We start from the raw sequence: 24,140 nt of genomic DNA, 5'->3' as shown, positions 1-24,140 counted from the left end.
CTGCCCGATCAGGCAGGTCCTTTGCATTTCAATGGATGAAAGAGTGAGGATATGTTTCCCCTTTTGACACAAGGAAAATCCAAGGTCTACGGCCTCATTGTATTATTCTTGCTACTTGCCGCTGCAAGTGCTGGAAGCCTGATTTTTGGACGGACCGCAATTTCCGTCCCCACTGCAGTAGAAGCATTCGTGAATTATGACGAAGGTTCTGCCGCACAAATTATAGTTCAAACGGAGCGGCTGCCGCGTATGATTATTGCAACGGTTGTCGGCGCCAGCCTGGCAGTTGCCGGGGCGCTGATGCAAGCGTTGACACGGAATCCCTTGGCGTCTCCAAGCGTGTTCGGCATCAATGCCGGAGCGGTTTTCTTTATTGTTATTGCGATTGTTGGTCTGTCCGTAACCTCTCTAAAGACGATGATGTGGTTTGGTTTTGCCGGGGCTGCGATTGCGGCGGTTCTGGTTTACTTTCTCGGCTCGATCGGGCGGGATGGTCTGACTCCGATCAAAATTGTCCTGGCAGGTACGGCCATTACCGCCTTATTCTCTTCCTTTACTCAAGCGGTTCTGGTCCTGGATGGGACCGGACTGCAGGATGTGCTGTTTTGGATGGCGGGCTCTGTAAGCGGGCGGACGCTGGAAATGCTGTATCCTGTTCTGCCATATATGTCCTTGGCCGCTCTTGTGGCCCTATTCATGGGCAGGTCGATCAATTTACTGCTGACGGGTGATGATATTGCCAAAGGCATGGGACAGAACGTGCTCTTGGTCAAAACCCTCATGGGGGCAGTGGTTGTGCTTCTTGCCGGAGGGGCTGTAGCAGTGGCTGGTTCAATCGGCCTTGTCGGCCTTGTCGTTCCGCATATCATGCGCGCATTCATCGGGAATGACTACCGCTGGCTCATCCCTTACTCTCTGGTTGGAGGAGCCGTACTTCTTCTCACGGCCGATGTCGCAGCACGCTTAATCATCATGCCAGAGGAGATTCCGCTTGGTGTGATGACGGCACTCATTGGCGGACCCTTTTTCGTCTACATTGCTCGAAAGGGGGTAACGAAGATATGAAGGAGCTCATCACTTTTCGAAATAAAAAGGAATCGGTGTCGCTCCAGATCGAGAAGAGGTCGGTGCTGGTCATCGCGATACTTCTGCTTCTGGTCATGCTTGCCTGCGTGCTAGGAACCAGCGTAGGGAGTGATTTAATATCGCCTTTGAATGTTCTTCAGACTATTTTCGGGGTGGATTCAGGGGAGAATGATTTTGTTGTTCTTACGCTGAGGCTGCCGCGAGTGCTGTTGGCACTGCTAGTCGGTGCCGCGCTGGGGATGTCCGGAGCTATTCTACAAGGGGTGATCCGCAATCCGCTGGCCTCTCCGGATGTCATTGGGATTACGGGCGGTGCCGCTGTGGCCGCGGTTGGCTTTGTTACGCTGCTGGGTGGAGCCATTAGCATCAAGCTTTTGCCACTCTTCGCAGTTCTGGGTGCCATTGCAACGTCGCTGTTCATCTTTGCGCTGGCCTGGAAAGCAGGAGTGACTCCGATCCGCCTCGTGCTGATTGGGATTGGAATATCTGCAATTACCGGGGCTGGCACTACATTCATGCTGATTATTAGCCCGTTTTACACAGCAGGGCAAGCTTACATCTGGCTGACAGGAAGTGTGTATGGGGCTACTTGGGGGGATGTATATACGATTCTTCCCGTTCTTCTGGTGGTGGTTCCACTTACCCTTTGGTTAGCCCGCAGCTTGAATGCTCAGGAATTCGGGGATGATCTGGCCACTGGACTGGGTGTACCCGTACAGCGCCATCGCCTTGGACTCTTGCTATGCAGTGTGCTCCTCGCCGGATTTGCGGTATCGGTAGCAGGGACTATCGGCTTTGCCGGGTTAATCGCTCCGCATATCGCCAGGAAGCTGGTAGGGCGTATGTTCGGCAGTCTGCTTCTTACGTCGGCTCTCGTGGGAGCTCTGCTTGTGTTCGGTGCCGATTTGATCGGGCGTACCGTATTTTTACCGAAGGATGTACCTGCAGGGGTGTTTACCGCGGGAGTCGGCGCACCATTTTTCCTATATTTGCTATTCAAAAATAGAAATCAGTTTTAGTGAGGAGGAGAATTGTGAGTATCCTGGAAGCCAAAGGCCTGACCATCTCCTATGGAGACAACCCAATTATCGACAATCTGAATTTGACCATTCCAAAAGGGAAGATTACAGTGCTGATTGGCAGCAATGGATGCGGTAAATCTACACTGCTGCGCACAATAGCACGATTAATGAAGCCTCGGACGGGTTCAGTGCTGCTGGATGGAGATGAAATAGCCAAGCTTCCGACTAAGGAAATTTCCCGGCGGATGTCTATTTTACCTCAGGGTCCTGTAGCTCCTGAAGGCCTGACCATAAGGCAACTTGTCAGACAGGGGAGGTATCCGCACCAAAGTTGGCTGAAACAATGGTCGCGTGAGGATGAACGCATGGTTCAGCTTGCGCTCCAGTCTACACAGCTGTCCGAGCTGGCGGACAGACCTGTAGATGCGCTCTCGGGCGGGCAGCGGCAGCGGGCCTGGATTGCCATGACGCTGGCTCAAGGCACCGAATTGTTGCTGCTTGACGAGCCGACAACCTATCTGGATATGAGCCATCAAATCGATATTCTGGACTTGCTGTTCGAGTTAAATGAGAAGGAACATCGTACGATTGTGATGGTTTTGCATGACCTGAATTTGGCTTGTCGCTATGCCCATCATGTTGTTGCGGTCCATAATAAGTCCATTTATGCTCAGGGGAGACCGGAGGATATCGTTACGCGCGAAATGGTCCAGACCGTTTTTCAAATGGATTGTGAAATTGCCGTAGATCCGCTTTTTGGAACACCGTTATGCATTCCTTACGGAAGGGGGAGAAAGATACATGATGAACAACGCTATGGACACCTGGCTTGAGCCCGAGGAGCTAGAGGTTCTTACTGCTGAATACCGCCTGTCCCTGAACCCTTTGGCGGCGGATTCGGCATTTTGTATTCCTTTTGCCGATTTGCTGAATCAGGAGAAATGTCAGCACTATTTGCGCAGGGTAGGTGACATTTTTGAGACCACATCGGAGACTGCAACGGTATCGCTGTTTGCCAAGCGTTACGCTTATCTCGTTGTGGCGTCTGGGCTATATGCCATGTCGCTTTTCAACAAAGGTTTGAATGTAACACTGGAGAACGGCTGGATCGAATCAAGCTATCAGGGGGAGGTCTGGTTGCCTAAAGCTCGGCTGCTCAATACCAGGATAAGTATGCCGCAGGCAGGACTGCGTAAGGAATGGCGCGATCAGATCATCCAGCAGATGTTTGCCGGGAATTTATCCAGGGTATGGAACGCACTGTCCAAGACGGCTAAAATCTCCAAATCCGTATTATGGGAAAATACGGCCATTTATGTGTACTGGCTGTATGAGAAGAAATATGTAGAGGGAGCCAGCTTTGAGCAAAGGAAACAATTTGAGGAGGATTACCATTATCTGCTTCATGATGCTCCCGCTCACCTCTTTGGTGAATCACGTAACCCACTTCAGCAATTTAACAGCCCTAAAACGACAACATCGGAGTCCGATACTCCAATTCGTGTGCGCAAAACCTGCTGTTACTATTATTTGGTGTCAGATGAACCGAATGATTATTGTTCGACTTGTCCCAAAAGGGGGCATTAACCTCTATCCAGCTTCTCTTAGAGAAGCTCCTGTATGTATATTCTATTTACCTCTTTCACCATTCCTCAACAGACATCTATTCTATCACCCACTAAAAACTATCACTCATAGGGAGGCGCTCTTTCGTTAATATAGGGCGCTTTCTGAATATCCCAACATTGTAATACAAGTATCATATTTTTCCTTAATAGATTAATATTGACAGAAACAAGCGATATTTTGTAAGATAATAACAAACGATAATGATTATCAATATCATTAAAATATTCGCAATGACTTATTTTGCGATGAAGAGTTCGAACCCGCAAAGCTTCATCGGACAATGGAGGGTTTAGGATGGATGGAGCAAAGCTCCAAAATCTACATAATCGACTGATCCTAAGCAAAGCTCATGAAATGGGCATAACCTGTCGGCCGCTTCTTCAAGGGTGTGAGGATTTCCTGGAGCTAACTTATCAAGGAAGAAGCATCGTGATTAATAAGACGAGATCCCACAAGCTCTCTTTGATGGCTGGACTGCTGGCAAAAAACAAAGAGGCTACCAACCTTTTGCTGCAAAGGCGAGGGCTGCCCATCCCCCCATTTATGGTGATCTCGGAGATGGGAGAAGAGGCGGTCCGGTTCTTGGAGAACCAATCCTCTGTCGTGGTCAAACCTCTTGATGCCAGCGGCAGTGCCGGCGTGACACTTGACGTTCGGACCAGGAAGCAGCTGGGCGAGGCCATTCGGAAAGCAAGCTTTTACAGTAAGAGCATGATGCTTCAGCAATTCATACCAGGCAAGGATTATCGCGTACTGATTATCAATGGTAAGGTGGCTGCGGTCACTGAATACCGTCCAGCCTGTGTGATTGGCGATGGTTCAGCTTCAATCCGGCAGTTGATTCAGCTGCTAAATGAATCCAGAATAATCCGCAACGACATTGGACAAATGGAGGCATTTGCCGAAATCAGCATGGATTCGAGAGAGTTGACGATGGTGCTGGACAAGCAGGGGGTAGCCCTGGACGATCTCATCCCGGCTGGAACTCAGGTGGAGCTGTATGACACTCAAAATGCTGCTGCAAATGACATCCGTGAAATCTATGCCGATCGCACCGACACCATATGTGAGGCCAACAAGAAAATGGCGATAGACGCTGCAGAGGTACTTCAAATTGATGTCGCGGGAATCGATATACGCTGTCCTGATATCAGCCTCCCTCTGATGCAGCCCATCGGTGCTATTTTAGAGGTCAATGCCCTTCCTGACATGACGTATCACGTATTTTCATATCAAGGAGCTTCCCGTGATGTAGTTCGTCTGTATTTGGAGTATCTGTTCGAAGAAGCAATCAGATGACTGGAGAAAAGGAGCGTAGCAACCTATGTCAGTTAAATTGCAGAACGATTATCTAAGACTGCAGGAGGAAAAGGAATCGAATGCACGTTCTTACCCCCGGCATTTTCCACTTGTGATCAGCAGAGCCAAAGGAATAAAAGTAACCGATACGGAGGGGCGCATGTATTATGACTGCCTGGCAGGTGCCGGTACGCTGGCGCTGGGACATAACCACGACATTGTATTGGATGCGATTCGTGAAGTGCTAGAGCAGGAAATCCCGCTGCATACTCTGGATTTGGCCACACCCCTTAAGCTTGCCTTTATGCAGGAAGTGTTTTCGATTTTACCGGTTGAGCTAAGAGATAGCACTAAGATACAGTTCTGCGGTCCCACTGGAGCGGATGCGGTAGAAGCTGCCATCAAGCTGGTCAAATATGCGACAAAAGGCAAGTCTATTCTTGCCTTCCAAGGGAGCTACCATGGCTCAACGCAGGCAACGATCGCTATGAGCGGCAATTTGAGCAAAAAAGAGCAGCTGCAAAGCTTGCTGCCAGATGTTCATTTCCTGCCTTTTCCCTATGAATACCGCTGCCCATTCGGCATGGGAGGCGAAATGACAGCCAAGCTGAGCGCACAGTATATTGAAAACCTGCTGGATGACTGTGAAAGCGGCATTTCCGCACCTTGCGGCGTCATCGTCGAGACGATCCAGGGCGAAGGGGGGGCCATTCCAGCTAACCTTGAATGGCTGCGAGAGCTGCGGCGCATTACGGCTGAACGAGGAATCCCGCTGATCATTGATGAAGTTCAGACAGGGATCGGCCGTACAGGCTGCATGTTCTCATTCGAGCATGCCGGGATTATCCCCGATGTGATCGTCTGTTCCAAAGCGGTGGGAGGCGGCTTGCCCATGTCCCTCGTCATTTACAAGGAAGAGCTGGATCAATGGCGGCCGGGTGCGCATACCGGTACTTTCCGCGGCAATCAATTGGCGATGGCCACTGGACTTGCGACACTGCGATACATTCGGGAGCAAAGCGTACTTCAGAACGTGCGAGACCGTGGCGAACAGTTTAAGGCTAGCCTTAACGAACTTAAAGCCAGATTTGAGGACATTGGCGATGTTCGGGGTCGAGGGCTGATGATCGGGGTTGAAATTGTGAATACAGCTGGTCTTAAAGATCGCTTGGGCCATTATCCACCAGATGGAGCGCTCGCTGCCGCGATTCAGAGAAAATGTTTTGAGCATGGACTCATCGTTGAGCTGGGCGGTCGTCACTCCGCTGTAGTACGATTTTTGCCGCCGCTGATCATCACAGAGCAAGAAACGGCAGAAGTGCTGTCGATCTTTGAAAAATCAGTAATAGAAGCCATTGCAGAGGTATCCAATTTGAACGGATGATGCATCGTAAGTCTGCAACTTATTTATTTTCTGGAAGGAAGGTTGACCCCTTTGTTTGAAATGGAAAGCAAGCTTCGGTCCGATAGCCAGTGCCAAGCCAATCTGCATTCGTGCAAGCTGCTGCTTAACTGTTATATCCGCGAGCTGGTGCAGGAATTTGGCGAGCTTATTCTCATGAATGCTGACACTATGGAATATGCTGTTCTTTTCAAGGCAAGCGGCGTTACGGTCTATGGAAAGCTCTCTTATTATTCGGATACAGGAGAGCATGAATATCACAGCATGCGTTGGTCCAGCAAAGAAAAGATAGATGGTTTAGTAGAATACAGAGACCTGGTTCGCTGGATCATTCGCGAGGTCTCAGGTGTCGCTGAAATCAGGAAGGAGAAGGCACAAAGCTTTGCAGAAAGGGTCGACAACAGCAATCGCAATCTAGCCCTGTTTCTTGAACAGGCAGATGAGCTTGAGATTTCAGACTATCGGACATCTGAGCAAGCCCTTATCTACGGCCATCCCTTTCATCCTTTTCCCAAAAATTCATTGGGGTTCTCCGAAATGGATGTTCGAATGTACAGCCCGGAGCTGCGAACTTCGTTTCAGTTGAAGTATTTTGCCGTGAGAAGGGATATGTACCAGGAAGAGTGGGTGTCTGACGAGAAAAAAGTGCTGCTGCAGGAAAGCCTGAATGTACAGCTTCGCGATCGGCTCGGCGACAGGAGCAGTGAATACGCTCTGCTTCCTGTCCACCCATGGCAATATAACCATGTGCTAGAGCTTGCTGCGGTTCAGGAGTATGTACGTGAAGGGAAACTGATCCCTCTCGGCAGCCTGGGTCCCCTTGCTTATCCAACGACCTCGGTGCGAACAGTCTTTCTCCCTGAAATGAACTGCAACATCAAGCTGCCTTTGAATATGCAGATTACGAACATGGTTCGCAATAATAGCGATATACAAATGCGCAGAACACTAGATGCCTCACGCTATTTGCTGCAGCAAGATGGCTTTGGTCCAGAATCGCCAACTCGCATCGCTTACGAAACGGGGTTCACCACATGCCGATTTGAAGAAGAGGAGCTCACCCGGTTGTTCACGATTGCCTACCGGCCCATCGAATACGACACGAATTGTACCTTTGTGCTAGCAAGCCTAGTAGAGGCGCCTGTACCGGGAAAACCCTCACGCCTTATATCGATGCTGAAGGCTGACATCACTCATATTGAGCGATGGTTTGAACGATATTTGGACTTGTCACTCCTGCCGATTGTTCGCATCGCCTGGGAGAAGGGCATTCATTTTGAAGCACATTTACAGAACACGCTGCTCAGTATTCGGGAGGGGATGCCAACTGCCTTTATCATTCGAGATCTGGAAGGGGTCAGCGTAGAAATAGAGAAGAAATCGGGTGAATTAAGCTCATCCAGTCCACTATTTTATCCAAGAGAAGAGGCCTGGGCTCGGACGTCATACTATTTTATCGTAAATCATTTGGGGTCATTGATTCATACCATAGCCAGAGATGTTCGCGTCATGGAAGAGCATTTTTGGAGGATCGTTCATGAAGTGCTCATGCAGGAATATTTGCGATCCGGGAACGCTTATGTCAAGTATTTGCTAACGTCAGATGTGTTCCATGCGAAGCGAAATATGATGAGCTGTCTTTGGGGGATTAGCGAGACACCGGCTTATGTCCCTGTGCGCAATATGATCAAGAAGGTAGGGAGTGAAACGAGTGGTAACCATCGGCTCTTTGTCTAACGAGAAACTGGTTTCATATGACGAGGTCCAGGAGAAAATCATGCGCCAGACGCTTGAGGCTTTGTGGTTCGAAGGCATCCTTAGCTGTGACAGAACCGACAGGACCTGGAAGACGTGCGGGATTAGCTCAGGTGGACAACCTGTCATTTATTCCTGTGAGGCGGAGGAGAAATACTCCTTCGGCCGCATCAAAATTGTCAAAGGATCCTTGAAAAGAGAAGGTGCGCCATGTACCGATTTGCATCTGTTCCTGGAGGAACTGGTTCTGAACCATTTAGACGGTCCTCAGGTTCCCTCCTTCATTCATGAATTGCTGGAAACGTTGGCAAAGGACTATCAAAGCAGGCTCGTTATCCCTGATTGCATTCCGGATCAAGACAGGCATTATGATGCGCTTGAGAGCCATATGACAGACGGACATCCCTATCATCCGAGCTACAAATCCAGACTTGGCTTTTCCTTAGAAGACAATCAGACCTATGGACCGGAGTTCAATCAGAAAATCCATCTCTACTGGGTTGCCGTCAAGGAGGAGCTTATGGATACAGCACTTTCAACAGGGTACACAGAGGAGGAGCTCTATGGACAGCATCTGACAGAGAAGGATCGGCAAAGGTTCACCCGTATTCTGGAGCAGGAGGGGGATGGAAGCAAGTATGTGCTGATTCCTGTGCATCCTTGGCAGTGGGAGCGCAAGCTGGGTGCTGTCTTTACCCATCAGCGCATCAACAGGCAGCTAATTCCGCTTGGAACCTCCGAAAGTCCTTACCGGGCGCAGCAGTCGATTCGATCCCTGTCAAACAGGAAACGTAATGATGCTTCTTATATTAAATTATCACTTAGCATCACGAATACCTCCACCTCCCGTATACTTGCACACCATACCACTCAGAATGCGCCGCGGATCAGCGATTGGCTGGATGATCTGATTCGTCAGGACGAATTTCTACAGCGGGAACAATTCCATATTCTCAAAGAGGTGATGGGGGTCTCTTTCCGGTATGAAGAAATGTCCACGGTTCAATATCAAAGCGCCTACGGCACACTTGGAGCAATCTGGCGGGAAAACATTTCTACTTACCTTCTGGAGCGGGAGGACGCCTGGCCACTGAATGCACTGATGCTGGTGCAAAAAAACAACGAGCCCTTCATCCGAAAGGTCATCGACCAGCACGGGATCAAGCGGTGGAGCGAAGCGCTCATCCAGACCTTAGTCCGCCCTATCATTCATCTGCTTTATTCACATGGAATTGCATTGGAATCTCATGCGCAGAACATTATTTTGGTCCTGGAGGATGGACTTCCAAAACGGATGATCATCAAGGATTTGCATGATAGCGTACGTTATGTTCCGAATACACTGCTCTATCCTCAGTTGGCACCGAATCTGCATCCAGAGCCAGAGACCCATCGAAAATTCAACCGTTATTCGTTCATCCATGCCGCTCATGTTTCAGAGGTTCGTGATTATACGTATGATGCTTTCTTCTTCATTTGCATGACCGAGCTTGCCTTGACTTTAGAACACTTCGGATTGCCGGAGCAGGAATTCTGGCGACAATGTGCGGCAACAATTGATCAGTACCAGAAGGAGCATCCCGAGTATAGGGAAAGGTTCGAATGGTTCGATTTGTTCTCGGAGGAAGCGTTGATCGAGGAGATGACGAAGCGCCGGATATACGGCGATAGCGAGCTCTTTTTCCGTAAGGTGGCCAATCCGCTGCGGAGGGCCAGGGAGGGGCTGTTATGAGACCCAACACATTAATAGGAAAAATAAATCAAAAACAGCCCGTCTTCGGACTATTCGTTTCCATCCCGCATCCTGTGATTGTGGAAATGATCGGTCATGCTGAATATGACTTTATCGTTATCGATTACGAGCATGCTTCCACAAATATGGAGAATGTTGAGGAACTGATTCGTGCTGCTGAACTGATGGGCATGACACCGCTCGTCCGAATCTCAAGGGTGGAACGAACCGAAATTTTGAAGCTGCTGGATTGCGGTGCTCAGGGTCTAGTGATCCCCCATGTTGAGCGGCTAGAGCAAGTGGAGGAGGCCGTTCGTTATGCATATTACCATCCTTTGGGAATGCGCAGCTTGAACAGCGGCCGTCCGGCAAGCTTCGCCAAATATTCACTGACTGACTACATCCAAGAAGCGAATGAGAACATCATGATCGTACCGATGATCGAAAGTACGGAAGGCATTCGGAATAGCGAAGCTATACTGGCCCATCCACAGGTCAGCTTCGTGCTTGAGGGGGCAGCAGATCTATCACAATCCCTTGGTGTGCCGTGGCAAACGGATCATCCGGAGGTCCAAAACCAGTTGAAGCTATTGTTTGATGTTTCACAGCGCTGCGGTGTTCCGTATGCGGCAGTGGCAAGGAGCAAGGAGGATATGCAGTTCTGGTCGGATCGAGGGGTGTTCATTTATATGCTAGGAGACGATAGGAACACGGCATTTCGTGCTTATATGCAGAAGCGGAATGACTATCTGAGCGCAGGTGGATGGACATGAAGCCAAAGGTATGGGAGGCCATTCATCAACTGCAGACAAAGAGTCGGGAGCCCGTATGTGCTTACGTGTATGATCTGGATGGCATACAGAAAAATGTCCGGGAAATGCAGCAGACTATGCCATCATGGGCGAGGCTGTTCTACGCGATCAAAGCGAACCCTGACCCGCGGGTTATTGAGTCTCTGCTCCCGCTGGTGGATGGATTCGAGGTCGCTTCCATTGGTGAACTGCTCAAGGTAAGAGAAATCAGCGATAGCATTCAGATTTTGTTCGGGGGGCCGGGAAAGAGAGAATCCGAGCTGGAAATGGCTATCCAGCATAATGTGACTTACATCCATGTAGAAAGCCTCCTTGAGCTGAGAAGAATGATTTGGCTGGCCAGGGACCGGATTGATCCAGTGAAAATCCTGCTTCGCATCAATCTGCGAGCGGATACGCTACCACAGACGAAAATTACGATGGGTGGACGCCCCACTCCCTTTGGACTGGATGAGCAGCTGATCGGGCAAGCGATTGCGATGATTCGAAATGAGGGACAGGGGGCAGTCCGGCTGTGCGGTTTTCATTTTCACTCGCTATCAAACAATCTTGATGCAAAGCTGCATGCAGAAATGATTGAACTCTATTTGCAAAAGGTGGCGGAGTGGGCAGCCCGCTATGATCTCGAGATTGAGGTTATCAACGCAGGCGGAGGCTTTGGCGTCTCCTATAATGAAGCACCGGAATTCGACTGGCCGCTGTTCACATCCTTAATAGCGCAAAGCGATGCAATCAAGCGACTCGCCGGTATGAACCTGCTGTTCGAGCCCGGTCGATTCATTGTTGCGGATCACGGCTATTATGCGGCTGAGGTCATCGATATCAAAACCTCTCATCAACAGCAGTTCGCTGTGCTCAGGGGAGGGACGCACCATAACCGCTTGCCAGCTTCCTGGGGGCATAATCATCCCTTTGTCATCATGCCGACAGACAGGTGGACTTATCCCTTTGACCGACCAGAGGTCAGACACGGCAAGGTTACGATCGTGGGCGAGCTGTGCACGCCTAAAGATCGATTACACACGGATGCAGAAGTAGAACGTCTGTGTGTAGGGGACATTGTTATATTCGAAAAGTCGGGAGCCTACTGCTGGACAATTTCTCATCACGATTTTCTAGGCCATCCGCATCCGGAGTTTTACTATTTGACGGGAGGGAAGGAACATGCAGCCATCGACGATACAGTCCGGTCAGCAGTTGGCCAAGCAGCAGATCAATGCTGATTTATTAAATGCTGTTCTGGCGGAACAGCTTTATGGATTGGATGAAAATACGATCAAGCCTTTATCTGAAGCATCAGAGCAGATTCAGCAGCAATACGGAAGCTTTGTAGGAGAACCCAGAGTTCATGTTCATGTAGGTGAGATAATGTTTCTGGTGCAGACAAGCCTTCGTCTGGGACTGGAGTGGGTTCAGAATTCGCCTATTTATCGGAAAATGGGCAGGGATAAGTGGGAAGCCCTTGACTCTCCGTCAGAAGTGGCGGAGGCCGTGCTGGGTTCTGCACTGTCTGATGAAGCCTATGCTCAACCAGGTGTCCAGGACTTCCTAAAATGTATAGAAGCCGCGTTTCAGCAGCTTTCAATTAGTCTAGGTCAGGAGCATGTGGAAAAATTGCTGGCCTTTACACCGGCCTCCCCGTACCAGTGGTTTATCAAAGGGGAACAGATCGCTGCGCTGCGAGACCGTCCCTTCCACCCGTCAGCCAAAGCCAAAATGGGCTTTTCCGAGGAGGACCATTTGCAGTATTCGGCTGAATTTGGAAATCCAGTGCGGCTTCGCTGGGTCGCGTTGCGGGCCGATTCGGTCGAACAAGGCTGTCAGAACGGACGTGTGTCCTGTCTGGATCTATTGAATCCCGAGCAGCGATCTGCCGTGGAGGAAGAGATGGATCGACGGGGCATAAGCTCGGATGAATACGTAGTACTTCCTGTGCATCCTTGGCAGCTGAAGCATATTATTTTGCACAAGTTTAATCAAGAAATAGAAGAGGGAACCCTCCTTGTTCTGGATGTAGAGGCAGGCGATTTTCTGGCTACCTCCTCGTTGCGTTCAATGGCTCCAATTTCGGAGTCTAGCGTCATGCTCAAGCTGCCCGTGAGTGTACTTTCCTTGGGAGCTGCACGGTACTTACCGGTTGTAAAGCTGCTTAACGGCCTGGCTGGGGAAAAGATGCTGCGTCAGGCTGTTGCCTGTGATGAAACCCTGCAACACAAGGTCTATCTGTGCGAGGAACAGCACTGGTGGGGCTACATGCCAGCAGCCATGGGGCTGTTTGATGATCATCCTCGTCATCTATCTGCACAGCTCCGCCTTTACCCATCTGAGCTTTTAAAAGAAGACTACAAAGTCATTCCAATGTCTGCGTTAGGAGTGAACTTGGGCGGGCGGCATTTCTTGTCTGAAATTATGGGGAAGTCTCTCACCTACGGGGAGGTTCTTAGTTTCTACACGGATCTTGCCTCTATGTTTTATGGTGTGACTATGCGTCTATTTAAGATTGGAGTAGTGCCGGAGCTTCACGGGCAGAACTGCTGTCTAGTATTGAAGGGTAACCAAGTCAAGGGGCTCCTGTTCCGTGACCATGATTCAGTGCGCCTTCATCAGCCTTATCTGGACAAGCATGGCATAGCAGATCCGAAATATCATATTCGCCCCGGCTATTCCAACAGTCTGTACAATGAGACAATCCAAAAGCTGATTTTTTATGTACAATCCCTTGGTACCCAAGTCAATTTGGCGTCCATTATGGAAGCTCTATCTGAGGTCTATGACATTCCAAAGCAGCAATTGTGGACCATTACAAGAGAAGCATGGAAAGAGGCACTTCAAGCTGCTGAGCTTCCCGAAGCGGACTATGCCGAGCTGTACCAAACCATATTTGAGAGCAAGGAATGGCCTGTGAAGCTGGTGGTTCGTCCGTTGCTTGAAGCAGAAGGAGTCCCAGGCGCGATGCCTTCTGGCAAGGGCAACGGGCATAATCCGTTCTATAGTTAGGCATATGGCTTAACCATTTGTCACCGCGATGTATTTCGCGGTTTTTCCTTTAAGTTTATGGTTTACGGGTGGGGCGTTATTTGGTAAGATAAACGCAACATTTAAAATGCGATGACGAGATGAGTAGGTAAACGAAAACTTTCACAGAGAGCTCCGCGCGCTGAAAAGGAGCAAAGCGTTTCTTTATTGAAAAAAGCCTCTGAGCAGCACACCGGAACGATCGGATGATGAGGGATGGTGTGTCAGGAGCTCCTGTTACAGAGCTAGAGTATAGGCCTTGCCAAGTGGCATGCTGTACTTGAAGAGGTTGATGCGGCGACGTATCGACGAAGCTGGGGTGGTACCGCGGGCATACCAATCTCGCCCCCAAGACGAAATTGTTGTCTTGGAGGTGGGATTTTTTTATTTGACAGGGGAAGCATTTGGATTGGCCGAGGTACAGATAAAAAAACGATAAAGAGAAAGGACAGGATGTTTAGATGGGAGAAAAATTGAAGGTTGGTATTGTGGGCGGAACAGGCATGGTAGGTCAACGGTTCATTCAGCTATTGGACCAGCACCCTTGGTTTAAAGTAGCAGCCATTGCGGCCAGCGCGAAATCTGCGGGTAGAACTTATGAAGAAGCCGTGCAAGGCAGATGGAAAATGGCTACGCCAATCCCGGAAGCCGTCAAGAACATCGTCGTTCAAGATGCTTCCAAAGTGGAAGAAGTGACGGATCAGGTCGATTTCGTCTTCTGCGCGGTAGATATGAAAAAAGATGAAATCCGGGCACTGGAAGAAGCTTATGCCAAAACGGGAACTCCCGTGATCTCCAACAACTCGGCTCACCGCTGGACACCCGATGTCCCGATGGTCATTCCGGAAATCAACCCGCAGCATATCGAAGTGATCGAAGCGCAGCGCAAACGGCTTGGCACGGACAGAGGTTTTATCGCCGTCAAGCCGAACTGCTCCATTCAGAGCTACGTTCCGGCGCTGCACGCCCTGCTGGATTTTGAGCCGACGACCGTCGTCGCTTCCACCTATCAGGCGATCTCCGGAGCGGGCAAAAACTTCACCGATTGGCCGGAGATGCTGGACAACGTCATTCCATATATCGGCGGGGAAGAAGAAAAAAGCGAGCAGGAGCCGCTGCGCATTTGGGGCCATGTTGAGGGTGGACAGATCATCAAAGCGAGCACGCCGCTGATTACGACGCAATGTATCCGCGTGCCGGTAACGGATGGCCATTTGGCGACGATTTTTGTATCGTTCAAGAAGAAGCCGACCAAAGCGGAAATCATTGAACGCTGGAACCAATTCAAAGGAAGACCGCAGGAGTTGGGTCTCCCAAGCGCGCCGAAACAATTCATCACTTATTTTGAAGAAGAAAACCGGCCGCAAACCAAACTCGATCGCGATTTGGAACATGGCATGGGCGTCTCGACCGGTCGCTTGCGCGAAGATACAGTCTACGACTATAAATTCGTAGGCCTGTCGCACAACACGCTGCGCGGCGCGGCCGGCGGTGCCGTCCTGATCGCCGAGCTGCTCAAAGCGGAAGGGTACATTCAAGCGAAATAGGAGCGGATTGCTCCGGCTTTTAGCAAAGTTTATTGTAAAAACGTCTGAACCGATGATGATCGGTTTCGGACGTTTTTTCTTGTGCGCGGTATTCCGGAGGCTAATATTCTTATGGCAAAAAACAATTTTAGTGGATGATAACTCATTGTCGAATGGAAAAGACGAAGGAACGGGTGTTTGCTTTTATCAAACTGGAATTTGACTCCGCGCTGATCCGCGGTTGTAAACAGTCCGACATCATCTCGATCATCATCACGAATGGTGTCCCGACGCAGTAGGCGAGGTAACGGAATATCTGGGCGGCATCAGTGGTTGACGTTAAGTAGTACAGAACTTTCAATGTTGATATATTTACATCAATTGGTACATAAGGTATGTATTATGTGAAAGCGCATCCATGAGTTGATAGATCGAACAATCATTTATCAAATTTAACATGGAAAGGAAAGATGGGAATGAACGATTTGCTCAAGAAGGCAAGTGTAATTTTGCTGGCATTTACTCTCCTATTTCCTCTGCCGCTCGAATTTATGACAACACCCGTTCAAGCAGACTCCGCACTTTTCACGATTGAAAGCGAAGAAGCTGAGCTCACCTCAGATCTTCAAGTGGTCACTGAAATCTACGGACAACCCAAACCCGGATTCTCCGGGAGCGGATTTGTCTGGATGCAGAATTCTGGCACAATCACTTTTACAGTGACCGTCCCGGAAACCGGCATGTATGCGATCTCCACCCGATATATGCAGGAGCTCAGTCCAGACGGCAGACTACAATATTTAACCGTTAACGGCGTTACGAAGGGTTCGTATATGCTGCCCTACACGACCACATGGTCGAATTTCGATTTTGGTTTTCATAAGCTGAACCAAGGAAGCAACACCATCCAATTGAAGGCCGGTTGGGGATTCGCTTATTTTGACACCTTCACTGTGGATCATGCCGATCTTGATCCCTTGGATGTGCAACCTGTTCTAACGGATCCCCAGGCCACGCCGGAAACGCAGCTTTTGATGAATTATTTAACGGAGGTTTACGGCAACCATATTATCTCTGGACAACAGGAGATTTATGGAGGCGGAAATGACGGCAATTCTGAGTTGGAGTTTGATTGGATCTACAATTTATCCGGAAAGTATCCGGCAATTCGCGGCTTCGATCTTATGAACTATAATCCGCTCTACGGTTGGGAGGACGGCACAACCAATCGGATGATCGATTGGGTGAATAACCGGGGCGGGATCGCGACTACTTCCTGGCATATCAATGTGCCGCGAAATTTTACCACTTATCAGCTCGGGGAGTTTGTGGATTGGAAGAACGCCACCTACAAGCCGACGGAAACCAATTTTAATACAGCCAATGCGGTGGTTCCCGGTACGAAAGAATATCAATACGTGAAGATGACAATTAAGGATTTGGCGAAACAGCTGCAGATTCTGCAAGATAATAATGTGCCGGTTATTTTCCGTCCCTATCATGAGGCGGAGGGCAACGGCGGGTTGAATGGGGAAGGCGCGTGGTTCTGGTGGGCTTCGGCAGGCGCGGATGTATATAAACGGCTGTGGGATCTGCTCTATACCGAACTTACGGAGACGTATGGCTTGCACAACTTGATCTGGACCTACAACAGCTACGTGTATAGCACTTCTCCCGCGTGGTATCCCGGCGACGATCAGGTGGATATTGTCGGCTATGATAAATACAATACGATCTACAACCGCTATGATGGTTTGTCCGGCGTGCCCAATGAGGATGCCATTACCTCAATTTTTTATCAGCTTGTTGATTTAACGGATGGCAAGAAAATGGTGGCCATGACGGAGAACGACACCGTCCCAAGCGTAAAAAATCTGACAGAGGAAAAATCGGGATGGCTGTACTTCTGCCCATGGTATGGCGAACATCTCATGAGTTCCGCTTTTAATTATCCGGCCACATTGAAAACACTCTATCAGAGTGATTATGTAATCACGTTGGATGAGCTGCCCGATTTAAAGGTTGACGTTCCAAGTGCGTCCATCACACCTGCAAACGTCGAATTTGACAAATATGCGCCGAGTCAAAGCGATAAAGCCATAACCGTGAATTTTAACGGTAATACGCTAACAGCTCTCCGGGCAGGCGCCAATGCATTGACCGCGACTCAGGATTATACCTTGAGCGGAAGTACGCTGCTGCTGAAAAAAGAATTCCTGGCCGGGCTGCCGGTTGGCGAGCATTCAATCGTTTTTGATTTTAATCAAGGAAAAGATCCCGTATTAAAAGTCAAGGTTGTCGACTCCACACCAAGCGCGTCCATTTCGCCCGTGAATGCGACATTTGATAAAGCGGCAAATCTGCAGCAGGATATTTCCGTATCCCTTGCTTTAAACGGACACCAGCATGCAAGCCTAACGAATGGAAATGTTACTCTAACATCGAGCCAGGATTATACGGAATCAAGCGCTGCCGTCGTTCTGAGCAAATCCTATCTTTCCACACTGCCGCTGGGTCAGAATGTGATAACCTTTCATTTCAGCGGAGGAAATAACGCGGTTCTTACCGTAAATGTATTGGATAGCAGTGTTCCTCTACCCGCGGGAGATTTGACGATCCAAGCCTTTAACGGCAACACGAGTGCCAACACCAACGGAATTTCCCCCAAATTCAAAATCGTCAACACCGGTGATTCGGCGATTCAGTTAAGTGACATAAAACTCCGGTATTACTATACGATTGACGGGGAAAAGGCACAGAACTTCTGGTGCGACTGGGCCAGCATTGGGAGTGAGAATGTAGTCGGCAATTTCGTTAAACTGGCGACCCCGGTTGCCGGAGCCGATTATGCTCTGGAAATTGGCTTTACGAGTTCGTCCGGAACGCTTAATCCCGGCCAGAGCGCAGAAATTCAAGCACGGTTCTCCAAAACCGACTGGTCCAATTACAACCAAGCTGACGATTACTCGTTCAAAGCATCCGGCAACCAGTTCGCAAACCATGAACAGGTTACCGGATATATGAATGGTCAGCTTGTATGGGGGATTGAGCCGTAAGGATGTAAGACGAAGGGGTGGACCGGGGGGTGTTCCCTGGTCCACCCCTTTTTGAATGGTGGGATGGCCGTACGTACGCTAAATGAATATCGCAAGCGGACGGCGGAGTCCCGCAGGGATTCACGAATAGATTTTGATACCGTGCCAGAAGACCCTATGAGTGAATACGGTGTTATCTGATGCTATAATGGTTATGATTAGTTCTTGAAAGGGGTTGTTAACATGGCTGTATCCAAGAAAGATCTTGCTAATCTCATTCAACAATTACCAGATAAAGATATCCCGCTCGTAGCTGATTTCTTAAAACGCCTCATTAGTAATCCCCTTGATGCCCATATCCCTTTCGATGATGAAGAATTAACAGAAGATGACCTAAAGGCAATTGAACAAGCGGAACTAGAGTTCCAACAAGGAAAAACCATTCGCCTCAAGGATATCGAGCATGAATTACGAAATTGAGTTAAGTTCGGAAGCGGCAAAGTACCTTCGCAAGCTGGATAAACCAACTAGAATAAGGATCATAAATCACTTAGACCTACTTGCTGAAAATCCCAGACATGCGGAACTTGATATCAAAAAGCTGCAAGGGAAAACGAACCTTTATCGTTTAAGAGTTGGGACTTGTCGCATTCTCTACAGTATTAAAGAAGACCTTTTAGTTGTATATGTCGTAACAATAGGTTCACGAGGCGATGTTTATAAATGACCCGTACAAGCTAATTTGTATGGGCCTTTTTTTGTAATTCGAGTAGTTGCGATGAGGGAGCGGGGGCAGCGGACGGCGAATTTGCCCGTGAACGAGGTAGAATTGACCACCACAGCCAAGCGGCCAAAACGATCTGAGGGATGTACTCCATTAGCTTGATGGGAACGGACATCGAATTTCATGGTCTATGAAGTTCCGGAAATGCCCCAATTGACAAATCCCAATTTCTGATATAATTTCACGACGGAAGTATTTTGGGGGTCGACGCTCAAGGAAAGTGATCTGTGTCCGTCGCTCTCTGCTTGTTTTATGATTTCATGCATTAAGATTCGTCCGATTCCGTTCCTCGAAATTCAGAATGTACTGCGATGCCTAGCTCCGGCGTATCGCTATCGACGAACCCGTACTCTTTATTCGTTTCGTCGAACAATCGATACCATACAGCCCCAGCAAGATGATTATCCTTTAGTGCAACGAATGCTCGGTCTCCTTTTCTGCCCCATCCTTCATGGTATTTGTTAAGATGGGGAGCATTCAAAAGCTCATGCTTAGCCGGCTTCCCCTGTAATATGTGGATAGACTCATAGTGCATGTCCATGAAAAAATCAAACTCATGATTATCCAGCGGTTTAACAGTAATCATATACCCATCCCCCGCCTTGAAATTTGTTTATCCCGCCCATTTTAACATAGGTTATTTGGGAACAGTTTGTTTTAACTAAAATTTCTAGCCTGTTTGTTGAATTAAGAAAGGACGCTATCGCGGCTAGGATAGCTATACGAGTAAGGCGTTAAAAACAATATGCAAATATCGCATAAAACTCTATTTGCTCTAATCGTGTAGGTTAAAATTGTCTAGGGGGAGTTTGGATAAGTTACTCCTTACTTGGATAAAAACAAAAGAGGGCGAGCTAATGAAAAATATTATAGAAGAATTATTTTACGGCAACCTGAACCCTGAAGAACGTATTATCCCCACTGATCCAGAATATCGTTCACTCAATAGAAAGATTTCCGATTTGATGGAGGAAGTCAAACAGAGATTTTTAGAGAGCGATTTCGCAGCCCTTGAGGAAATTTTAGATCTGAACGGTCAGTCTAATTCCATGGTTACAAGCGAGGCTTTTGTCCAGGGGTTCAGGATGGGGGCATTGGTGATGGTGGAGGTGTTTTGTGGGGAGGGGAAGGTAGTTGGGAAGTGAGATTGATGGTGGGTAGAGCTAGGTTTGGAAAAATAATAACAAGAATATGTGCTTGCTGTTAAGTGAATAAGATATAGATTTAATACTTTCGCTAATTTTAGCGGGAGTTTTTTTATTTTCGAGCAAATATTTATTTGTTCGGCATATTATTCCAATTTTATAGTAGAATATAACTACAGGTCATATAGACTACGAAATCTTGTTCGTATATTCGACTTTATTTCTGTATTTCCCGAATTCATGAATAAGATGTTATGCGCAATTACTGTGATACATAAAAGGAGAAATACTAAATGTTCAACGTCAAAGGATTGTTTATCTTAAGTTTGGTTTTAATGTTTCTTGCTGTAAGTAGAATCTTTACTGAGATACCTATGACAGTTATTTTTCTTGTTTCGGTGGTTGCTACATACTATGTTGTAATAGATATGATTAAATATGGGATCGAATTAGAAGCGCTCAAGAAAGAAAAACTCGGATCTGATTATAAGAAGTCCAATTTTTATAAAAGAGTCAAAATTTTAATTGATATACTTTGTTTTATTTTTGTAATTGGACCAATATTATCATTAATTTATCTAAGAAAAGAGATATTTGAATATGTGGAGCACCCGGAAAAAGCAATAGATTTTATGTCATTAATGTCGTTAGCTATTGTATTACTAATAACTGCAGCTAAAGAAGTATTATATAAGAATAATACAGGAGTTTTAACAGATAGGGAAAAAGAATTGGTAAAATTAATGCAAGAAGGAAAGACGAACAAACAAATTCAAAATGAAATGAGTATATCACCAACAAGAATAAACCAACTCAAAAAATAAATAAGAGTTAAAGATCATATTTAAGTATTTCATGATGTCAGTAACAGCGCATAACACCATATTCACGCATCGGGCCATTCGGCCCTCGGTCCGCGAGAGGTGATTGGCAGAGGAGCAGATTCAGCGGACACACCTGCACCGACTAACCGCATCGCGGCCGGCTGCTGGCACAGCCTTAAGCCGGTGAGGCGTTGTGAATACAAGAACGTTATAGGAAATTCGCATTTGCGATTCAAAACAATCAAACACCAAAATGGAGAAATAATTATGAAAAAATGTATGTATTGCTTAGAAGAAAGATCGGGTCTTACTAGAGAACACATTATTCCAGCTGGGTTACTTGAGATGTTCCCAGAACAAGATGTTACTTTTAATGCTACAACCGATAAGAACATTTGGTATAAAGATAACAAAGGACTCGTCATTAAAGATGTTTGTCCAAGATGCAATAATGACATATTGGGAGCTTTAGATGGTTATGGTGTAGGGTTGATACGGGAGTATTTTGCAAATAGATATAAAGATGATGCTAGATTAAATGTACAGTATGATTACCATTTACTTCAACGTTGGCTATTGAAAATAATATATAATACACTTCGATCTTCTAATGTAAAATCAGATTGGTTTAATGAAGTGCTTCAATACATTTTATATAACAATCAGGATAATTTACCGCCTGTTTCGATTTTCGGTGGAATACATGTTGACATGACAGCATTTGGAGAAGAAAAGGCATTGTTACTAAGCCCAATAAGTTCCTACAAACCTTTATATGTATATCTGCAACCTAAAATTCTACAAAATGGTGTCGCTTTTTTGATGAGAAGAAAAATACCATTTGACAAAGATATTCTGAAAGTTCGTAGAACTGAGTGTATGTTTACTATTAGATTTGGGTCAGCTATGTTTTTAGTTGTGTTATGGAATAAGGATATATTTCCTTATAAGATTGAAGAATTTAATAACTTTTTTGAAAAGCATTATCCCTATAAATTATTGACAGCAGACCGGACTGAAGTTGTTTTACAGCGTGTGACAGATAGTATTAATTGTTTTCAGCCTGGTATCATACAAAGTAACAAAGCAATGCAGGAAGCGGATGAAGATATACGTCAAGTCTTAGGTGGCAGAACGGTTTTTGAAACTCAGGCTGAATGGGATAAAAATTGGTCAGATGAGAAACAACGGGAAGGTAGATTACTTATTGATAAACTTACGTTTCCAAACAATAAAAGTATAGAAAGAGAGTATAATGAGTATTTTAGCGCGAAAAAAGAGAATAATTTGTAGCGATTCAGGAAAGTTGCGAACATCCTATAACATCGTTTTCACGCATCAGAGCTTTCGCCCCTTGGTCCGGCAGAAGATATTGACAGGTTAGTATAAGCTACCGGACACACCCGACTTTGTCGGGCGTCGTGAACACACAAACGTTAACTGAAATCAACGAAACGAGGGAATTTAATGAATACTCCATTATATCATTACTGTAGCGGTGAAACATTTTTGAACATTATAAAAAATAAAACAATAAGACTGTCGGATATTTCTAAATCAAATGATTATATAGAAACAAAATGGTTGATTGAATATATAGAAGAAGAAATTATTCGTCAATATAAAGAAGAACCTTTCTTTAAAGGACAACTAATTTATGGCTTGGATGAAACCACTACGTTGGAGCTGATTATTAAATCGATTAAAGAAAGAACGTTAGAAAGAAGTGAAGCGCTTTTTTATGCAGCTTGTTTTTCTGAAGAAGGAGATAAACTGAGTCAATGGAGAGGTTACGCTGATGATGGTTATGGCTTATCTATTGGGTTTAATTCTGACTCCTTAAAAACACTTATTAGCAAAGAGGAGAGTATAAAATTATTAAGAGTCGATTACCCAGATCAAAATAATAATAGTTATTCAGCACAAATTAGAGAGCATTCAAAAGATATAATAGAGAGCATATTATATGCAATTGAAACGGGGGATACAAAAAAACTTTTTTCTGGAGAAACTTACGCGATTGATATATTCCATGAATTATCTTCGAGAATATTTATACAAAAGTCTATTAAATTTAAAAATCCTGCATTCAAGGAAGAGGCGGAATGGAGAATAGTTTTTGATGACGAAATAGATAAATACGCCAATTGGGAAGATTGGTATGATGAAGTAGAAGATAAATCAGCATTACAAGGTGAAATCGCGACCCTTTTTCCTAATGGTCTGCAATTTAAAGCTTATAGGAATAAAATTGTTTCATTTTTTGATTTATCTTTTAAAGGGTATGAGGAATCTATTGTCAAAGAAATTGTAATAGGACCTAAATCAGATATACAAGAGGGTGATATCTATCAGTTACTAAGCTATTACGGATATGAAGCAACAGATATTAAAATTATTAAATCAAAAAGTACATATAGGTAATGACTTGTAAGTTACAAGGAGTCGTTGAATTCAGTTAACGCCATTTTCATGCAGCGAGGCTATTGCCCCCTTGGTTGTCCGATGTATAAATTATGGTAGTATCTCAGACAGCAAACCCTCCAGCCTAAGATGAATACGAAAACGTTAACTGAAATCAACGAGAGATTTATTAAGACTCATAAACTTGAAATCACGGGGACCTAAAGCAGACATTCTCCACAGGTTGGCACGGTGATACGGGCTCAGAAGGCCCAACCAGCTGAATCGGGGTATGAAATCCAAGTCCCAACACAGCATACGTTTTTAACCCCGTGTGATTCTTTTAGTATAAAAGGAAAAGTCCATCCCCGATCAACGGGTATGAACTGAGAATACCAACACAGTATTCACGCTGCGGGGCCGTTGGCCCCTGGGATCGCCAGAAGCTGAAGACAGGAAGCGAAAAACCTCTGCGAGGCTAAGTCTTCGACCCACTCCCTACGGTCGTTTAAGGCTCTCGGGTTCGTGAATACAAGAACGTTAGCTGAAATTCCTACAAAAACAATAACAATATTATTGACAATTTATTGTTTATGATGTATATTATGGGGTGGAAGTGGGCAAAGTTGGGCTAACCTGACTTTGTTACAGATTAAAAGAAGAGAACATTA

At 46.6% G+C, this 24,140-nt stretch carries 23 protein-coding genes and 1 other annotated feature; of the genes, 21 read left to right on the top strand and 2 right to left on the bottom strand.

Features of this window, described 5'->3' with window-relative positions:
- Positions 1 to 51: 51 nt before the first annotated feature.
- From ACFQ3W_RS06655 to ACFQ3W_RS06575, 17 genes are all read left to right on the top strand, one after another.
- The gene (locus ACFQ3W_RS06655) at positions 52 to 1,065 is read left to right on the top strand and encodes a FecCD family ABC transporter permease (RefSeq protein WP_379317889.1); all 1,014 of its coding nucleotides are present in this window, start codon (positions 52 to 54) and stop codon (positions 1,063 to 1,065) included.
- Positions 1,062 to 2,105 carry a FecCD family ABC transporter permease gene (locus tag ACFQ3W_RS06650; RefSeq protein WP_379317887.1) on the top strand — a complete coding sequence of 348 codons (1,044 nt, stop codon included), beginning with the start codon at positions 1,062 to 1,064 and terminating at the stop codon, positions 2,103 to 2,105. The genes ACFQ3W_RS06655 and ACFQ3W_RS06650 overlap by 4 nt, the downstream gene beginning before the upstream one ends.
- A gap of 14 nt (positions 2,106 to 2,119) precedes the next feature.
- The gene (locus ACFQ3W_RS06645) at positions 2,120 to 2,941 is read left to right on the top strand and encodes an ABC transporter ATP-binding protein (RefSeq protein ID WP_379317885.1); all 822 of its coding nucleotides are present in this window, start codon (positions 2,120 to 2,122) and stop codon (positions 2,939 to 2,941) included.
- Positions 2,910 to 3,695, top strand: coding sequence for an IucA/IucC family C-terminal-domain containing protein (locus ACFQ3W_RS06640; protein WP_379317883.1), 786 nt, complete (start codon positions 2,910 to 2,912; stop codon positions 3,693 to 3,695). The genes ACFQ3W_RS06645 and ACFQ3W_RS06640 overlap by 32 nt, the downstream gene beginning before the upstream one ends.
- Before the next feature lie 336 nt (positions 3,696 to 4,031).
- Positions 4,032 to 5,036, top strand: a complete 1,005-nt coding sequence (locus ACFQ3W_RS06635; protein WP_379317881.1) for an ATP-grasp domain-containing protein — start codon at positions 4,032 to 4,034, stop codon at positions 5,034 to 5,036.
- A gap of 25 nt (positions 5,037 to 5,061) precedes the next feature.
- The gene (locus ACFQ3W_RS06630; RefSeq protein WP_379317879.1) at positions 5,062 to 6,420 is read left to right on the top strand and encodes a diaminobutyrate--2-oxoglutarate transaminase; all 1,359 of its coding nucleotides are present in this window, start codon (positions 5,062 to 5,064) and stop codon (positions 6,418 to 6,420) included.
- Positions 6,421 to 6,480: 60 nt separating this feature from the next.
- Positions 6,481 to 8,175 (top strand): IucA/IucC family protein, encoded by a 1,695-nt coding sequence (locus ACFQ3W_RS06625; protein WP_379317877.1) that lies wholly within the window; start codon positions 6,481 to 6,483, stop codon positions 8,173 to 8,175.
- Positions 8,141 to 9,925, top strand: a complete 1,785-nt coding sequence (locus tag ACFQ3W_RS06620) for an IucA/IucC family protein (protein WP_379317875.1) — start codon at positions 8,141 to 8,143, stop codon at positions 9,923 to 9,925. Before ACFQ3W_RS06625 ends, ACFQ3W_RS06620 begins: the two co-directional genes overlap by 35 nt.
- On the top strand, positions 9,922 to 10,698 hold the full coding sequence (locus ACFQ3W_RS06615) for an HpcH/HpaI aldolase family protein (RefSeq protein ID WP_379317873.1): 777 nt from the start codon (positions 9,922 to 9,924) through the stop codon (positions 10,696 to 10,698). Before ACFQ3W_RS06620 ends, ACFQ3W_RS06615 begins: the two co-directional genes overlap by 4 nt.
- On the top strand, positions 10,695 to 11,960 hold the full coding sequence (locus ACFQ3W_RS06610) for a type III PLP-dependent enzyme (protein ID WP_379317871.1): 1,266 nt from the start codon (positions 10,695 to 10,697) through the stop codon (positions 11,958 to 11,960). Before ACFQ3W_RS06615 ends, ACFQ3W_RS06610 begins: the two co-directional genes overlap by 4 nt.
- Positions 11,902 to 13,734 (top strand): IucA/IucC family protein, encoded by a 1,833-nt coding sequence (locus tag ACFQ3W_RS06605; RefSeq protein ID WP_379317869.1) that lies wholly within the window; start codon positions 11,902 to 11,904, stop codon positions 13,732 to 13,734. Before ACFQ3W_RS06610 ends, ACFQ3W_RS06605 begins: the two co-directional genes overlap by 59 nt.
- 102 nt (positions 13,735 to 13,836) lie before the next feature.
- Positions 13,837 to 14,105 (top strand) — a binding site (T-box leader).
- A 108-nt stretch (positions 14,106 to 14,213) separates the two neighbouring features.
- A complete protein-coding gene (asd, locus tag ACFQ3W_RS06600; protein ID WP_379317867.1) occupies positions 14,214 to 15,299 on the top strand; it encodes an aspartate-semialdehyde dehydrogenase in 1,086 nt (361 codons plus the stop codon).
- Between the two features lie 152 nt (positions 15,300 to 15,451).
- Positions 15,452 to 15,577, top strand: a complete 126-nt coding sequence (locus tag ACFQ3W_RS06595; RefSeq protein ID WP_379317865.1) for a hypothetical protein — start codon at positions 15,452 to 15,454, stop codon at positions 15,575 to 15,577.
- 177 nt (positions 15,578 to 15,754) lie between these two features.
- Positions 15,755 to 18,334: a glycosyl hydrolase gene (locus ACFQ3W_RS06590; protein WP_379317863.1), complete on the top strand. Its 2,580-nt coding sequence runs from the start codon at positions 15,755 to 15,757 to the stop codon at positions 18,332 to 18,334.
- A gap of 51 nt (positions 18,335 to 18,385) precedes the next feature.
- Positions 18,386 to 18,514 carry a hypothetical protein gene (locus ACFQ3W_RS06585; RefSeq protein WP_379317861.1) on the top strand — a complete coding sequence of 43 codons (129 nt, stop codon included), beginning with the start codon at positions 18,386 to 18,388 and terminating at the stop codon, positions 18,512 to 18,514.
- A gap of 42 nt (positions 18,515 to 18,556) precedes the next feature.
- The gene (locus ACFQ3W_RS06580) at positions 18,557 to 18,793 is read left to right on the top strand and encodes a hypothetical protein (protein ID WP_379317859.1); all 237 of its coding nucleotides are present in this window, start codon (positions 18,557 to 18,559) and stop codon (positions 18,791 to 18,793) included.
- Complete coding sequence (locus ACFQ3W_RS06575) at positions 18,777 to 19,040, top strand: type II toxin-antitoxin system RelE family toxin (RefSeq protein WP_379317857.1); 264 nt, start codon at positions 18,777 to 18,779, stop codon at positions 19,038 to 19,040. Before ACFQ3W_RS06580 ends, ACFQ3W_RS06575 begins: the two co-directional genes overlap by 17 nt.
- A gap of 185 nt (positions 19,041 to 19,225) precedes the next feature.
- Here ACFQ3W_RS06575 and ACFQ3W_RS06570 read toward each other — a convergent pair whose 3' ends face one another.
- Both ACFQ3W_RS06570 and ACFQ3W_RS06565 read right to left on the bottom strand, forming a co-directional pair.
- Entirely contained in the window at positions 19,226 to 19,363 is a 138-nt protein-coding gene (locus tag ACFQ3W_RS06570; RefSeq protein ID WP_379317855.1) for a GNAT family N-acetyltransferase, read from the bottom strand.
- Complete coding sequence (locus ACFQ3W_RS06565; protein WP_379317853.1) at positions 19,363 to 19,683, bottom strand: hypothetical protein; 321 nt, start codon at positions 19,681 to 19,683, stop codon at positions 19,363 to 19,365. The genes ACFQ3W_RS06570 and ACFQ3W_RS06565 overlap by 1 nt, the downstream gene beginning before the upstream one ends.
- 223 nt (positions 19,684 to 19,906) lie before the next feature.
- Here ACFQ3W_RS06565 and ACFQ3W_RS06560 point away from each other — a divergent pair, with 223 nt between their 5' ends.
- The 4 genes from ACFQ3W_RS06560 (at position 19,907) to ACFQ3W_RS06545 (ending at position 23,490) form a co-directional block, all read left to right on the top strand.
- On the top strand, positions 19,907 to 20,242 hold the full coding sequence (locus ACFQ3W_RS06560) for a DUF6809 family protein (RefSeq protein ID WP_379317851.1): 336 nt from the start codon (positions 19,907 to 19,909) through the stop codon (positions 20,240 to 20,242).
- 293 nt (positions 20,243 to 20,535) lie between these two features.
- Complete coding sequence (locus ACFQ3W_RS06555) at positions 20,536 to 21,066, top strand: LuxR C-terminal-related transcriptional regulator (RefSeq protein ID WP_379317849.1); 531 nt, start codon at positions 20,536 to 20,538, stop codon at positions 21,064 to 21,066.
- Positions 21,067 to 21,333: 267 nt separating this feature from the next.
- Positions 21,334 to 22,359 (top strand): hypothetical protein, encoded by a 1,026-nt coding sequence (locus ACFQ3W_RS06550; protein WP_379317847.1) that lies wholly within the window; start codon positions 21,334 to 21,336, stop codon positions 22,357 to 22,359.
- A 174-nt stretch (positions 22,360 to 22,533) separates the two neighbouring features.
- Positions 22,534 to 23,490, top strand: a complete 957-nt coding sequence (locus tag ACFQ3W_RS06545) for a DUF2971 domain-containing protein (RefSeq protein WP_379317845.1) — start codon at positions 22,534 to 22,536, stop codon at positions 23,488 to 23,490.
- Positions 23,491 to 24,140: the final 650 nt, after the last annotated feature.

This window comes from Paenibacillus puldeungensis (assembly GCF_042678945.1).
Classification (GTDB): domain Bacteria; phylum Bacillota; class Bacilli; order Paenibacillales; family Paenibacillaceae; genus Fontibacillus; species Fontibacillus puldeungensis.
Note: the sequence above shows the minus strand (reverse complement) of the source record. Positions and strands in the feature narration are given on the sequence as shown.